Genomic DNA, 14,275 nt, shown 5'->3' on the forward strand with positions numbered 1-14,275 from the left:
GTTACGCTGTTTCTATCTATCATTTTTACCCACTCACTTCCACGATGAGCCAATAAATATATAACCGACCTTCCGTTCGAAATGCCGAACTTGAGTGAACCAGTATTTCCGAATCATCGCGTCAGCATCATAGAACACGGTGCAATTGCTGACGGACGGACACTTAATACCAAAGCATTTGCCGATGCAATAAATGCGTGTGTTAAATCGGGTGGTGGAACTGTAGTAGTGCCACCGGGTACTTGGTTAACTGGACCGATTAAACTTGAGAGTAACATAAATCTGCATCTTGAAAGAGGTGCATTGATACAATTCAGTAAACGGTTTGAGGATTTTCCTCTAATTGCAGGATTGGATGGTAAATCAAAAAAATATATAGTTACCCCACCTATTTATGCTTTTCAAGCTACGAATATTGCCATAACAGGTGAGGGAGTGATAGATGGTGCGGGTGAAGCATGGCGCTATGTGAAAAAAGAAAAGCTTACTGCAAGCCAATGGAAGGAACTTGTATCTTCCGGCGGTGTTGTTACATCTGATGGAAGGCAGTGGTGGCCCTCGAAAGAATCGATGGAAGGCGAAAAATATATCGATGAACTTGAAAAATCGGATAAGGAACCGACGGCGGCTGATTATGCCAAAGCACGAGAGTATCTAAGACCTGATATGGTCCGACTTGTTCAGTGTAACGGAATATTACTCGATGGACCGACTTTCAGAAACTCACCGAAATTCCACATCCATTCGATTCAATCTGAAAAAATAATCGTACGGAATATAAAGATACTTACTCCATGGTATGCACAAAATGGAGATGGTTTAGATCTTAATTCTTGCCGTAATGTTGTTGTATATAAAATTATGGTTGATGTAGGTGATGATGCAATATGCATCAAACCCGGGAAAATTGCTAAAAACCAACGACCCGGTCCCGCCTGTGAAAATATCGTTATCGCCGATTGCGAAGTTTATCACGGTCACGGTGGGTTTGTAATAGGTAGTGAAAGTTACGGCGGCGTAAATAATATTTCAGTGCGTAATTGTATTTTTATTGGAACCGATGTTGGAATCCGATTCAAATCGGCTCGCGATAGGGGTGGATTAGTGGAAAATATTTTCATCGATGGAATACAAATGCGCGATATTCAAAATGAAGCAATCCTTTTCGATATGTATTACGGTGATGGAAGTCCTGAAGCCCAGATTGCAAAAGGGTTAGATATAAAAGAGCATAAACCAGTAACAGCTTTAACTCCACGATTTCAAAATATATCTATCAAGAACATTGTTTCAAATGGTGCCAATAGAGCATTGTTAATTAATGGGCTGCCCGAAATGCCGATAAAAAATATTATCATCGATAATTTTAATTCACAATCAAAAAAAGGCATTCTTGTATCTGATGGCGATTATATTACAATGAAAAACTGTAACGTAACGACAGAGGTTGGTTCTGTAATCACACTAAGCCAGAGTCGAAATATTTTTTTGAATAAAATTCAATCTCCAAACAATACTGAAATCTTCTTGAGTGTAGATGGCGAGAAATCAGAAAATATTCAGATTGAAAATGTAGATTTGTCGAACATAAATAAAAAAATTATATTTACAAATAAGGCAAAGGAAACGGCAATTGTTAGAAAATAAGTCAAGAAATATTAAACATAATGCAAAATAATATTCTGAATAAAATAAAAACGCTAATGTTGTTGGTGTTAGTTGCACTGATTAGTTCATTTTTCAGCTGCAAAGTGATTGGAGACTTTACGGTAATCAAACTTGCTCATGGCCTCGATCCAACACATCCTGTTCATATCTCGATGGTGTATCTTTCGAAGCTTGTGGAAGAAAGGTCGAATGGGGAAATGCGGATTGATATTTATCCGAGTGGACAACTTGGATCAGAGCGAGAGTGTATCGAACTCCTGCAAATTGGAAGTCTCGGTATGACCAAGGTCTCTGCCAGTGTGATGGAGGGTTTTACTCCATTGTTCAAAGTTTATAATCTTCCCTATGTCTTTAGGGATGATGCTCACAGATTCAAAGTACTTGAGGGGGAAATCGGCCATAAACTATTGCTTGAAACTGAACCATTTCGTATCAGGGGGCTTGGATATCTTGACGCCGGAAGCCGGAGCTTTTATACGAAAGATAAACCGATACTTACCCCCGCCGATTTGGTTGGTCTCAAGATTCGTGTTCAGGAAAGCACAACAGCGATCAGGATGGTTCAAGCGTTAGGTGGTTCAGCTACACCAATCGCTTGGGGCGAACTTTATACGTCGTTGCAACAAGGTGTTGTCGATGGAGCTGAAAACAATCCTCCAACATTCCACATTTCACGACACTATGAGGTATGCAAGTTTTACGCTCTGGACGAACATACATCGGTACCTGATGTACTGATTATAAGCACGGTTGTCTGGAATGGACTTTCACAATCGCAACAAAAACTACTACTTGATGCTGTAGAAGATGCTGCGGAGTATCAAAAAAAGATTTGGCGAATCGCAACCGATGAAGCTCTCGCACAAGTCGAAAAAGCTGGAGTAAAAATTTATAGACCGGACAAATCGGTATTTGAAAAAAAAGTTTCTCCTATGATTGAAGAGTATAAATCAACGGCACCAGATATTTATGAACTTATCCAAAAGATAAAGGCTGTCCAATGAATCTGACTGACTTCCGTTTTAAGATTGATAGAATGCTCGAACGAACCTTGATTGCCCTTATGGGCATCATGGTAATAAACGTCTTATGGCAGGTTTTTACAAGGTTCATCTTGAAAGACCCAAGCTCCTACACTGAGGAACTCGCACGATATCTTCTCGTTTGGCTTGGACTGCTCGGGGCAAGCTATGCTGTCGGAAAAAAATTACACCTCGCAATCGACATTTTGACGAGCAAATTGATAGCCCGGCGAAAACAGGTATCGGATATCTTTATTAATTGTTGTGTTTTTGTTTTTTCTTTTGGTGTCATCTTCATCGGAGGAATGAATCTCGTATCTTTGACGCTTGATCTCCAACAAACGTCGGCTGCATTGCAGATAAAACTCGGTTATGTCTATTCAGTAGTCCCATTAAGCGGTCTTCTGATGATGTTTTATGCGGGAAGTTCAATAATTGAAAGCATAAAAAATTTTAAAGAGGTCGCGTAATGGAATGGATTGAAGTTATTATTCTTATTATTACATTCGGTATCCTCCTTGCTCGCGGTGTGCCAATCTCATTTTGTATCGGGCTGGCAACAATCGCTACAATGCTATTGACTATCAAGCCAATACCCGCCATTACTACAATCGCACAACGAATGGCCACCGGTCTTGACAGTTTTGCATTGCTCGCAATTCCATTCTTTATTCTCTCAGGTCAATTGATGAATCGCGGTGGAATTGCACGCAGGCTAATTGACTTGGCAAAAATTCTTGTTGGTTCTCTACCGGGTGGATTGGCAATTGTGAACATTGTTGCCTCAATGCTTTTTGGTTCCATCTCAGGTTCGGCAGTCGCTGCCGCCTCTGCTATTGGTGGATTTATGAATCCGCTTATGAAAAAAGAAGGGTATGATAAGAACTATAGCGCTGCGGTGAATATCACATCTGCAACCACAGGGTTGCTTATACCACCGAGTAATATACTTATCGTTTACTCTTTGGCAAGTGGTGGAGTTTCAATTGCGGCTTTGTTTCTCGCTGGATATATCCCCGGGATTCTGATGGGGCTTGCAATAATGATGGTTGCGGGATACATAGCTGTTGTCCGTAAGTATCCCACGGCCGGGCGTGTGAGCTTAACAACAGCCGTCTGGCGATTCTTCGATGCCCTTCCGAGTCTTCTACTTATCGTGATCGTGATGGGGGGAATTATCGCAGGATATTTTACCGCAACGGAAGCATCTGCAATCGCCGTATTATATACACTCATCCTTTCGGTGGTCTTTTACCGGGAGGTGAAAGTGTCTGAATTGCCTAAAATTCTTCTCGATTCAGCCACAACAACTGCAATCGTTATGCTTCTCATCGGAACATCGATGGGGATGGGATGGGTTCTCGCATATACAAACATCCCACAGAATATCAGCGAGGCTCTGATAGGCTTGACCAACAATAAAATCGTTATACTCATAATCATCAATGTTATACTACTGTCGGTAGGTGCGTTTATGGATATGACACCTGCGGTTCTTATCTTCACACCGATTTTCTTACCCGTTGCTATCAGTCTTGGGATAAGTCCCATTCATTTCGGAATTATGATGGTTATGAATTTATGTATCGGGCTTTGCACACCTCCTGTTGGAAGTGTGCTCTTTGTGGGATGCGGTATTGCTGACACTACAATTGCAAAAGTAATAAAGCCATTGATGCCAATGTTTATCGCAATGATTGTGGCGCTAATGGCAGTAACATATATACCGGAGCTGAGCTTATGGCTCCCAAAACTATTTGGATTTTAAAATGTATATTCAACCACGAACTAAGAAAAATAATTATGAATAAAATACCGTTTCAGGATTTAAAAGGAAAAGTTTGTGTTATCACCGGTGGTGGTGGTATTATAGGTAAATCGCTTTCAGAGGGGCTTGCGTCTGTTGGAGTTAAGATGGCAGTTACTGACCTCGCAAAGGATTTAGCCGATAATGTTGCCTCAGATATTAGAAAAGCCTATGGTGTGCAAGCGCTCGGTGTTGAGTGTAATGTGCTCGATAAGGATTCACTCCTGAAAGCCAAAGAAATAATAAATAAAGAATTAGGCAAAATTGATTTACTCATCAATTGCGCAGGCGGAAATTCTCCCAGAGCTACGACACAAGTGGAATTTATTGATAACGAAACAGTAGGAAATTTAGATAAGACATTCTATGGTTTAGATATCGAAGGTTTCAGAAAAGTATTCGATTTGAATTTTCTTGGTACGATACTGCCCACGATGGTTTTTACAACAGATATGATTGAAAAGGGGAGTGGTGCAATTCTTAATGTATCTTCTATGAACGCATTCCATCCATTAACCAAAATACCGGCATACTCGGCTGCGAAAGCGTCAATCAATAATTTTACGGAATGGTTAGCAGTCCATCTTGCAAAAGTTAACATCCGCGTAAACGCTGTTGCTCCCGGTTTCTTTCTTACCAATCAAAACAGATTTCTTTTAACTGATGAAAAGACCGGCGACTTAACACCAAGGGGTAATAAAATTCTTTCGGCAACACCAATGGGTAAATTTGGCGAACCAGAAGATTTACAGGGTGCAACACTTTATCTGATGTCCGACCTTGCGAAATTTGTTACGGGTGTAGTTATTCCGATCGACGGCGGATTTAATGCTTATTCAGGTGTATAAATTTTTATGATACTCTATAGTAAAGGTTCATATACTACGAGCTTGACCCAAACCGACTTCAGGGATGGTTTGTATGAAGCTCTCGATAAGTTGGGTGCGAAGAAGCGTGTGCTTGCTATACCACCTGATTTTACACGCTCCCACTCGCACGCTGGACCTTTAACAGAATTATTATGGGAATACTACAAAGATAAATTAACCGACGTCCTTCCGGCTATCGGTACACATTATCCGATGACAGAAAAAGAAATTAACGTGATGTTTGGAAAAATACCTAAGAACATTTTCCGTGTTCACGATTGGCGTCAAGGACTTGCGACCTTGGGTGAGGTTCCTTCTGAATTTATTCGCGAAGTATCGGATGATAGAGTTGATTACAGCATCCCAATACAAGTCGATAAATTAATCGTCGAGGGAAACTATGACATAATATTTTCCATAGGGCAAGTCGTCCCTCACGAAGTAATAGGTATGGCAAATTACAATAAAAATGTATTTGTAGGAACAGGTGGTGTAGAGGGAATCAATAAAACTCACTTCCTCGGTGCAGCGTACGGAATGGAGCGAATTATGGGGAGAGCCGATACACCTGTTCGTAAAGTGCTCAATTATGGCTCTGATCATTTTGCGAAACATTTACCGATTATTTACATACTTACTGTTGTTGGAAAAGATACTTCAGGTAGGCTTGTTGTTCGTGGTTTGTATATTGGCGATGACGTCGAATGTTTCAATCGCGCCGCTGAACTTTCGTTAAAAGTTAATTTCGAATTACTCGATGAACCTTTGAAAAAAGTTGTTGTCTATCTTGACCCATCAGAGTTTAAAAGTACTTGGCTTGGAAATAAAAGCATCTACCGTACACGAATGGCAATTGCCGATGGAGGCGAACTCATCGTTCTCGCTCCCGGACTCTCGGAGTTTGGTGAAGATAAGGAAATCGATACGCTAATTCGCAAATATGGTTATGTCGGGACTTCAAAAGTCCTCGAGTTAGCTAAACAGAATGACGACCTACAGCAAAGTTTAAGTGCCGCTGCACATCTCATCCACGGCTCTTCGGAGGGGAGATTTACTATTACATATTGTCCGGGAAACATATCAAAGCAAGAAATCGAGAGTGTAAATTTTGCACACTCAGATTTAAATAGAATGATGAATAGATACAATCCTGAAAAGTTAAAGGACGGATTTAACAAACTGCCCGATGGTGAAGAAATATTTTTTATCTCAAATCCTGCACTCGGATTATGGGCATATAAAGGAAGATTTTCGTAAATGAAGTTTGTTGTAGATAAAAATATACCACTGGTCGAAAAGGGATTTAATTCAATCGGTGATGTTACAACTATAGAGACCGGCGAGTTCACTCCTGACGTTGTTCGCGATGCCGATGTTCTTGTTGTCCGCTCGGAAACGAAGGTCAATAAATCGCTCCTCGATGGGAGTCGTGTGAAATTTGTAGGTACTGCTACAATCGGTACCGACCATATTGACCTCGGATACCTAAAATCTAAAGGAATAACTTTCGCCAGTGCGCCAGGATGTAATTCAAATTCTGTAAAGGAGTACATTATGGCTGCACTTCTTCACCTCTCGTCGATAAAAAGTTTTTCACTTAAAGGAAAAACAATTGGTGTCGTTGGTATAGGTAATGTCGGCAGCAAAGTTGTGAGGGCGGCAGAAGCTCTTGGTATGACGGTACTTCAGAACGATCCACCTCGAGCTCGAACCGAAGGTAATCCTATATTCCTGCCTCTCGACGAGCTAATGCTGGCAGATATTATTACTTTGCATGTTCCATTGACTAAAACGGGTGAGGATGCGACTTATCATTTCTTCGATGAAAAGCGTTTCGCAAAAATGAAAACGGGTGTAATTTTTATTAACACATCACGTGGAGCAGTAGTAGAAACAACAGCACTTAAGAAAGCTATTATGAATAAGCGGATTGTTTCCACAATTATTGACGTGTGGGAAAACGAACCGAAGATCGACACAGATCTTCTTCAATCTGTAACTATCGGAACTCCGCACATTGCCGGTTATTCGTTAGAAGGAAAAACAAACGCGGTTCGTATGATTCGTGAAGCTGTGTGTAAACATTTTAATATCAATTCATTATGGAATTTAGAAGATGAAATTGGTGCTCCTGACGAAATAAATATTTTTGTACCCGATGCAATATCATCTCCAGAGAAAATTCTTAACTTTATTGTTAATCGATGTTACAGCATTGAGGACGATAACGAACGACTTTCAGGAATGCGAACACTTCCGTATATGTTTCGAGGGGAATATTTTAAAAAACTTCGCACGGGTTACCACATAAGACGGGAGTTTACGAACTTTACTGTTCATCTTCCACATCAACACGAGCCGCTAAAAGAAATTGTTAGAACACTCGGATTTAAATGTTTTATAAAAGAAAAAAAGGATTAATAAATGATAGCTGGATTAAATATTCCCAATGAAAGGGCTCTTGATTTAGTTTCACTCGGTGCCTTAGTGCATCGTTTGGATCCCGGAGTAATTCCATTCCGTAAAGCGACTCAATGCCAGATTCACGTAAGTGGAGGTGAATTCAACGTAGCTGCTAACTTAGCAGATTGCTTTGAGATGAAAACTGCAATAGTTACTGCTATGGTGGATTATCCGATAGGCGATTTAATTGCTGAAAGAGTGAAAGCAATGGGTGTAAAACCTTTCTACAAACATTTCAAGCATAACGGTGTGAACGGTCCAAATATGGCAACGGTTTATAGCGACCGAGGACAAGGAGTGCGAGCACCCGTAGTATTTTATAACCGGTCGAACGAAGCCGCTGCTCAACTTAAACCGGGTGATTTTGACTGGAGTGCAATTTTTGCGGGTGGTGTTCGCTGGTTCCATAGCTGTGGAATATTTGCCGCACTGTCAGGGACGACCGGCGAATTAATCATAGAAGGTATGAAAGCAGCAAAAAAAGCCGGCGCCATTGTAAGCTTCGATTTGAATTTCCGTGAGAAACTCTGGAATATTTGGGGCGGTCAGCAGAAAGCTGTCGAGGTTATCCAGCGCATCGTAGAAAATGTCGATGTGCTCGTCGGAAATGAAGAAGACTTGCAAAAAGGGTTAGGAATACCTGGTCCTGAAGTAGCCGCAAAGTCGGCACTCGATCCTGAAACATTTTTTGGAATGATTGATAAAGTAGTAGCAAAGCATCCACAAGTAAAAGTAGTTGCAACTACTTTGCGCGAAGTTCATTCAACAAATCGCCATAGCTGGGGTGCCGTAGCTTGGATAAACGGTAAATCTTATGTTGCACCAACCTGTGAACTCGATGTTATCGACCGTGTGGGTGGCGGCGATGGATATGCAGCAGGTTTCTTCTATGGCTTATTAACAGGTGAATCACCCGAAGAGGCGGTTAAACTTGGCTGGGCACACGGTGCTCTTCTCACTACATTCCCGGGCGATACAACTATGGCGACACTAGAACAAGTGAAGTCTTTTGCTAAAGGTGGCTCAGCTCGGATACAACGATAAATGAGTTTATTTGAAAGATTGATTTTATGATATCAAAAGAAACACTCAAAAATTTTAAACCGAATCACGATTACTTTGTCGGTTTCGATTCGGATGGATGTGTTTTCGATTCAATGGAAATTAAACACAAAGAGTGCTTCATACCGAATATTATCAAATATTACAATCTTCAACCAATCTCGAAATATGTGCGTGAAGTGGCTGAGTTTGTAAATTTATATTCTTACTGGCGTGGTATAAATAGGTTTCCTGCATTAGTGAAAACATTCGAATTGCTTGAAGAAAGGGTAGATATTAAATCGCGTGGTGTTAAGATTCAAAATTATTCTTCGATTACAAAATTCATAGAGTCGGCTAAGAGTTTGGGCAATCCTTCTCTTAAAGAAGCAATGGCAAAAACAAATGACCCAACGCTTGAACATCTGCTGAAATGAAGTGAAGCAGTAAACCGAGATATTGAGGAAATGGTAAACGGTTTACCTCCGTTTCCATTTGTAAAAGAAACTCTTGATAAACTACAAGGTCGGGCTGATACAATGGTTGTTTCTGCTACTCCTGCTGAAGCTCTGCATCGGGAATGGTCAGAACACAATATTGAAAAATATGTAAGCATCATCGCAGGACAAGAACTCGGGAAAAAAGATGACCAGTTAGGATTAACAGCGAGGGGTAAGTACAAGGCAGGACATATTCTAATGGTCGGCGATGCGCTCGGTGATTTAGAAGCTGCGCGGTCGGCTGATGCAATGTTCTATCCCATAGTACCTTCTCGTGAAGAAGAATCCTGGAAAAATTTTCACGATGTAGTAATGGATCAGTTTCTTAATGGCAAATACGATAAGCAAACTGAAGAACGGTTCTTACACGATTTTAAAAAAGCGTTACCAAAGGAATATCCTTGGCAACAATGATAAAAAAAAACAAATAATAAAACGTAAAAGGAAAGATTAAATGAATAATAAAGCAGATATTGGCTTAGTTGGATTAGCAGTGATGGGCGAGAATCTTGTTCTCAATATAGAAAATCACGGTTTTACAGTAGCAGTTTACAATCGTTCAGTAGATAAAGTGGATAACTTCATACAAGGACGCGCAAAAGGTAAAAACATCATTGGAACACATTCAATTCAACAGCTTGTTGGCTCACTCAAAACTCCCCGTAAAGTTATGTTGATGGTAAAAGCAGGAAAGCCGGTTGATGATTTTATAGAAATGTTATTACCACATTTGGAGAAAGCTGATATAATTATTGATGGTGGTAACTCCCATTTTCCAGATTCTATTCGGAGAACTAAGTACTTGGAATCGAAAGGCTTTCAATTTATAGGAACGGGAGTATCAGGTGGCGAAGAAGGTGCATTACGTGGTCCTTCAATAATGCCTGGTGGATCTCAATCAGCTTGGCAGCATGTAAAGCCTATTTTTCAAGGTATCGCGGCAAAGGTTGATGACGGAACTCCGTGTTGCGATTGGGTGGGTAACGATGGGGCAGGCCACTTTGTTAAAATGGTTCATAACGGAATTGAGTATGGAGATATGCAGCTAATCTCAGAAGCGTATCAAATTATGAAAGATTTGTTAGAAATGAGTGCCGACGAAATGCACGATGTGTTCAAAAAGTGGAATACTGGCGACTTGGATAGTTATTTGATAGAAATTACACGCGATATTCTTGCTTACAAAGCAGAAGATGGTAAACCTCTCGTCGATAAAATTCTTGATACAGCAGGTCAAAAAGGAACAGGTAAATGGACGAGTGTTGTATCGCTCGACCTCGGCACTCCTCTAACATTAATCAGCGAAGCAGTGTTTGCACGTTGTCTCTCGGCAATAAAAGATGAACGCGTTAATGCTTCGAAGTTATTAAAGGGTCCTCAACCAAAATTTACAGGAGACAAACAGGCATTCCTGAACGACTTAGAAAAAGCTTTATATGCATCAAAAATTGTTTCTTACGCACAAGGATTTACTTTGCTTCGAGCTGCAGCAGAAGAATTTAAATGGGAACTTAACTTCGGTGGAACAGCGCTATTATGGCGTGGCGGATGTATAATTCGTTCCGTATTCCTCGCTAAAATTAAAGAGGCATTCGACAACAATCCTGCTTTACCAAACTTGATGCTTGATCCGTTCTTCAAGGAAAAGATCGAGTCGTCTCAAGCAGCCTGGCGTCGTGTCATTTCTACAGCAGTAATGAATGGTATTTGGGTACCGGCGTTTTCAACAGCGCTCAACTATTTTGACGGATATCGCAACGGTCGATTACCCGCAAACCTCTTGCAAGCTCAGCGTGATTATTTTGGCGCTCATATGTATGAACGAATCGATAAACCACGAGGTGAGTTCTTCCATACAAACTGGACAGGGCGCGGCGGCGAAACAGCTTCATCTACATATGTAGTATGAGGAGCTGTACGATAAATTAACATTTTAAATGGAATGATAAGAATGGTAAACGAATTTATTACTGAAAACTTTCTTCTTGAGAACGACATCGCTGTGGAGTTGTATAATCGGTTTGCAAAACATCAACCGATTTTTGACTACCACTGTCATGTTCCTCCAAAAGAGATTGCTGATGATCGGCGTTTTGAGAATATGACTCAAATCTGGTTAGCGGGCGACCATTACAAATGGCGAGCAATGCGTGCGAGTGGCATCTCAGAACGATTTATTACCGGCGATTCATCAGAGTGGGAGAAATTTCTTGCTTGGGCGAAGACTGTCCCGAAAACAATTCGAAATCCTCTTTACCATTGGACACACATGGAACTCAAACGTCCTTTTGGCGTATCCGATGTCCTTCTTAACGAGACTACTGCAAAGAGTGTTTGGGAAAGATGCAATGCACGTTTGGCTGAAAAGGAATTTTCAACGCGTGGCATTATCAAACAAATGAATGTCGAACTCATTTGCACAACCGACGACCCGATTGACTCCCTTGAATATCATCAACAACTAAAAAATGATGCTTCATTTACTGTTCGTGTGCTGCCTGCATTTCGTGCCGATATGGCAATGAACATTGAGCGTGGTTCAGCATTCTTTGCTTATGTTGAAAAACTTGGTGCTGCAGCAGACATTCATATTACCTCTTACCAGAAATTATTAGATGCTTTGAAGAAACGTCACGAATTTTTCCATTCACAGGGTTGCCGGCTTTCAGATCGTGGACTTGAAACAGTGTACGTAGAGCAGTACACAGATAATGAAATTCAAAACATTTTTGTCCGTGCAATGTCTAGTGAATTACTTGATTCGAATTCTATCCTAAAATTTAAATCAGCAGTTCTGTTTGAATTATGTCTTATGGACCACACAGCGGGTTGGGTTCAACAGTTTCATTTGGGGGCAATGCGTAATACAAACCCAAAGATGTTCCGTGAGCTCGGGCCAGACACGGGATACGATTCAATCGGTGATTTTTCGATCGCTCAACCACTTGCAAAGCTATTCGGTAAACTTGTCAGTCGAGATGCGTTGGCAAAAACAATCGTTTACAATTTGAATCCTGCAGACAACGAAGCGCTTGCATCGATGATCGGTAGTTTTCAGGATGGTATCATACCTGGCAAAATTCAATACGGCAGCGCTTGGTGGTTTCTGGATCAGAAAGATGGAATCGAAAAACAGCTTAATTCCTTATCTAATATGGGTTTACTAAGTCAGTTTGTCGGAATGCTGACCGATTCTCGAAGTTTTTTGTCTTATCCTCGGCACGATTATTTCCGCCGTATCCTATGTAACGTTTTAGGCACAGAGATGAAATCTGGTTTAATTCCAAAAGATATGGATTTAGTTGGCGGAATAGTCGCAGATATATGTTATTATAATGCCTACCGATATTTCAATTTTATCAACGATAACAAAACTCCTTCAATATAGGACAAAGAAAGATACACTAATGACACTTACACAACTCGTAACTACTCTCGTAGAATCTTCGAACAAATCCGAACAAAGTGAAATATTTTACGGACATAACGGACACAAAATAAAAATTTATCAACGGTCTGTCCGAATACATGACGATATTCTATTCTTCATCGGCCGCGAAAATAATGAAAAATATCTGTACAGCGTAGCGAATTCAGAAACCAAATCGGTAATAAATGATTTCGATTGTGAACCGATTCAAAAAAATATTTTCGGTTATAGTCTGCGAGCTACACGTTGTCTCATGAACCACAAAAATTCTAAATTGTTACGCGAGTTATTTCCATTCACACGTCCGGTTTTAATGGGCTTGGCTGACTCTTTCGGTTTTGGCGACCGTTTAGGTATTGCTAACCCGGCACATCTTCGGTCGCTTGTCGGTTCTCACATGCGACCTGTCCTCGCACAGCAATCTATTCGTGAACTCGAGCGGACTCAACGAACAGCCGAGGATGTACTTGATGCTGCGTCGTGGGCGGTGTTTCAGGAGGGTTATACAGGTGGGTTCGGTGCTGATGCCGACCACTTGAAAACAATAGAGGATATCGATCGATATGCACGAGCAGGGTTTACAATGTTCACATTCGACCCCAGTGCATACGTTGTTAATGAAGCAGCGAAACTTCCAATCGCTGATGTGCTCAAACGTTTACAAGATATTGATACAGGCAATCTCCAATTGGACGAAGTATTGTCAAGATATGTTAATCGATCCATTAAACTTAGCGACGATTTGGCTATCGAAACTGATAAAGATTTTATTACCCGAGTATTTTTAAAGTACGCAGGTGTTGTTGCACACACTGTACGATTGTATAAACACCTAAAACATACATATCCCTCTTTACCGACAGAAGTTGAAATGTCAGTCGATGAAACTGATTCCCCTACTACACCATTCGAACATTTCTTTATTGCCAGTGAACTTAAAAGAGAGGGAGTGCAGTTTGTCAGCCTTGCTCCAAGATTCATTGGAGATTTTGAGAAAGGCGTTGATTATCGTGGCGATATCAACCTCTTTGCCGCAGAGTATAAGCAGCACGCAAGTATAGCACAGATGGTGGGACCTTATAAAATCAGCATTCATTCGGGCAGCGATAAATTTGGTGTTTACAAAATAAGGACATTTGTCCACGAAAAAGGTTGCAGGTGGAGATTAAAATAATTAGTTTAATCTCCACTGTTGCAACAAAAGAAAGGTGGACAGATGTTAGCAGAATACGAGCGACTAAGTAAGAAGACAAAAGCAAACGAGTTTGTTAAAACACTGAGAAAAGAGTTTGAGTTATCACCACGAGCGAGTCGTGGGATATTAGATGTAGTTCAAGAGATGTTCTTTGACAATAGAGAAATTCGAGCTGGTCAAATCGAATACACTGCAGTACGATCGGACGAAGGGCCTGGAAAACCTGTAGATGAAATGGTCAAAGTACGAGTTATACTTACGCGAGAGTTGGAAAGTGATC

The 14,275-nt window shown here is 40.8% G+C and carries 14 protein-coding genes; all 14 read left to right on the forward strand.

The features are described from left to right. Window positions 1-90: 90 nt before the first annotated feature. Window positions 91-1,647 (forward strand): glycoside hydrolase family 28 protein, encoded by a 1,557-nt coding sequence (locus QME58_11710; protein ID MDI6804489.1) that lies wholly within the window; start codon window positions 91-93, stop codon window positions 1,645-1,647. Between the two features lie 20 nt (window positions 1,648-1,667). Further along, window positions 1,668-2,672, forward strand: coding sequence for a TRAP transporter substrate-binding protein (locus QME58_11715; protein MDI6804490.1), 1,005 nt, complete (start codon window positions 1,668-1,670; stop codon window positions 2,670-2,672). Next, window positions 2,669-3,160, forward strand: coding sequence for a TRAP transporter small permease (locus tag QME58_11720; protein MDI6804491.1), 492 nt, complete (start codon window positions 2,669-2,671; stop codon window positions 3,158-3,160). The genes QME58_11715 and QME58_11720 overlap by 4 nt, the downstream gene beginning before the upstream one ends. After that, a complete protein-coding gene (locus tag QME58_11725; GenBank protein MDI6804492.1) occupies window positions 3,160-4,458 on the forward strand; it encodes a TRAP transporter large permease in 1,299 nt (432 codons plus the stop codon). Before QME58_11720 ends, QME58_11725 begins: the two co-directional genes overlap by 1 nt. A gap of 35 nt (window positions 4,459-4,493) precedes the next feature. After that, window positions 4,494-5,345: an SDR family oxidoreductase gene (locus QME58_11730; protein MDI6804493.1), complete on the forward strand. Its 852-nt coding sequence runs from the start codon at window positions 4,494-4,496 to the stop codon at window positions 5,343-5,345. Between the two features lie 6 nt (window positions 5,346-5,351). After that, the gene (locus QME58_11735) at window positions 5,352-6,623 is read left to right on the forward strand and encodes a lactate racemase domain-containing protein (protein MDI6804494.1); all 1,272 of its coding nucleotides are present in this window, start codon (window positions 5,352-5,354) and stop codon (window positions 6,621-6,623) included. Continuing rightward, window positions 6,624-7,787 carry a 4-phosphoerythronate dehydrogenase gene (locus QME58_11740; GenBank protein MDI6804495.1) on the forward strand — a complete coding sequence of 388 codons (1,164 nt, stop codon included), beginning with the start codon at window positions 6,624-6,626 and terminating at the stop codon, window positions 7,785-7,787. A 3-nt stretch (window positions 7,788-7,790) separates the two neighbouring features. Beyond that, window positions 7,791-8,873 carry a sugar kinase gene (locus QME58_11745; GenBank protein MDI6804496.1) on the forward strand — a complete coding sequence of 361 codons (1,083 nt, stop codon included), beginning with the start codon at window positions 7,791-7,793 and terminating at the stop codon, window positions 8,871-8,873. Window positions 8,874-8,899: 26 nt separating this feature from the next. Further along, window positions 8,900-9,307, forward strand: coding sequence for a hypothetical protein (locus QME58_11750; protein ID MDI6804497.1), 408 nt, complete (start codon window positions 8,900-8,902; stop codon window positions 9,305-9,307). A gap of 30 nt (window positions 9,308-9,337) precedes the next feature. Further along, window positions 9,338-9,784, forward strand: a complete 447-nt coding sequence (locus tag QME58_11755) for an HAD hydrolase-like protein (GenBank protein ID MDI6804498.1) — start codon at window positions 9,338-9,340, stop codon at window positions 9,782-9,784. A gap of 40 nt (window positions 9,785-9,824) precedes the next feature. Then, the gene (gene gnd / locus QME58_11760) at window positions 9,825-11,279 is read left to right on the forward strand and encodes a decarboxylating NADP(+)-dependent phosphogluconate dehydrogenase (GenBank protein MDI6804499.1); all 1,455 of its coding nucleotides are present in this window, start codon (window positions 9,825-9,827) and stop codon (window positions 11,277-11,279) included. A 42-nt stretch (window positions 11,280-11,321) separates the two neighbouring features. Beyond that, window positions 11,322-12,758, forward strand: coding sequence for a glucuronate isomerase (gene uxaC / locus QME58_11765; protein ID MDI6804500.1), 1,437 nt, complete (start codon window positions 11,322-11,324; stop codon window positions 12,756-12,758). Between the two features lie 19 nt (window positions 12,759-12,777). Next, window positions 12,778-13,974 carry a tagaturonate epimerase family protein gene (locus QME58_11770; protein ID MDI6804501.1) on the forward strand — a complete coding sequence of 399 codons (1,197 nt, stop codon included), beginning with the start codon at window positions 12,778-12,780 and terminating at the stop codon, window positions 13,972-13,974. A 42-nt stretch (window positions 13,975-14,016) separates the two neighbouring features. Further along, window positions 14,017-14,275 (forward strand): hypothetical protein (locus QME58_11775; protein MDI6804502.1); only part of this gene is annotated, 259 nt, incomplete at its 3' end.

The sequence above is a fragment of the Bacteroidota bacterium genome (assembly GCA_030017895.1).
Lineage (GTDB): Bacteria > Bacteroidota > Ignavibacteria > UBA10030 > BY39 > JASEGV01.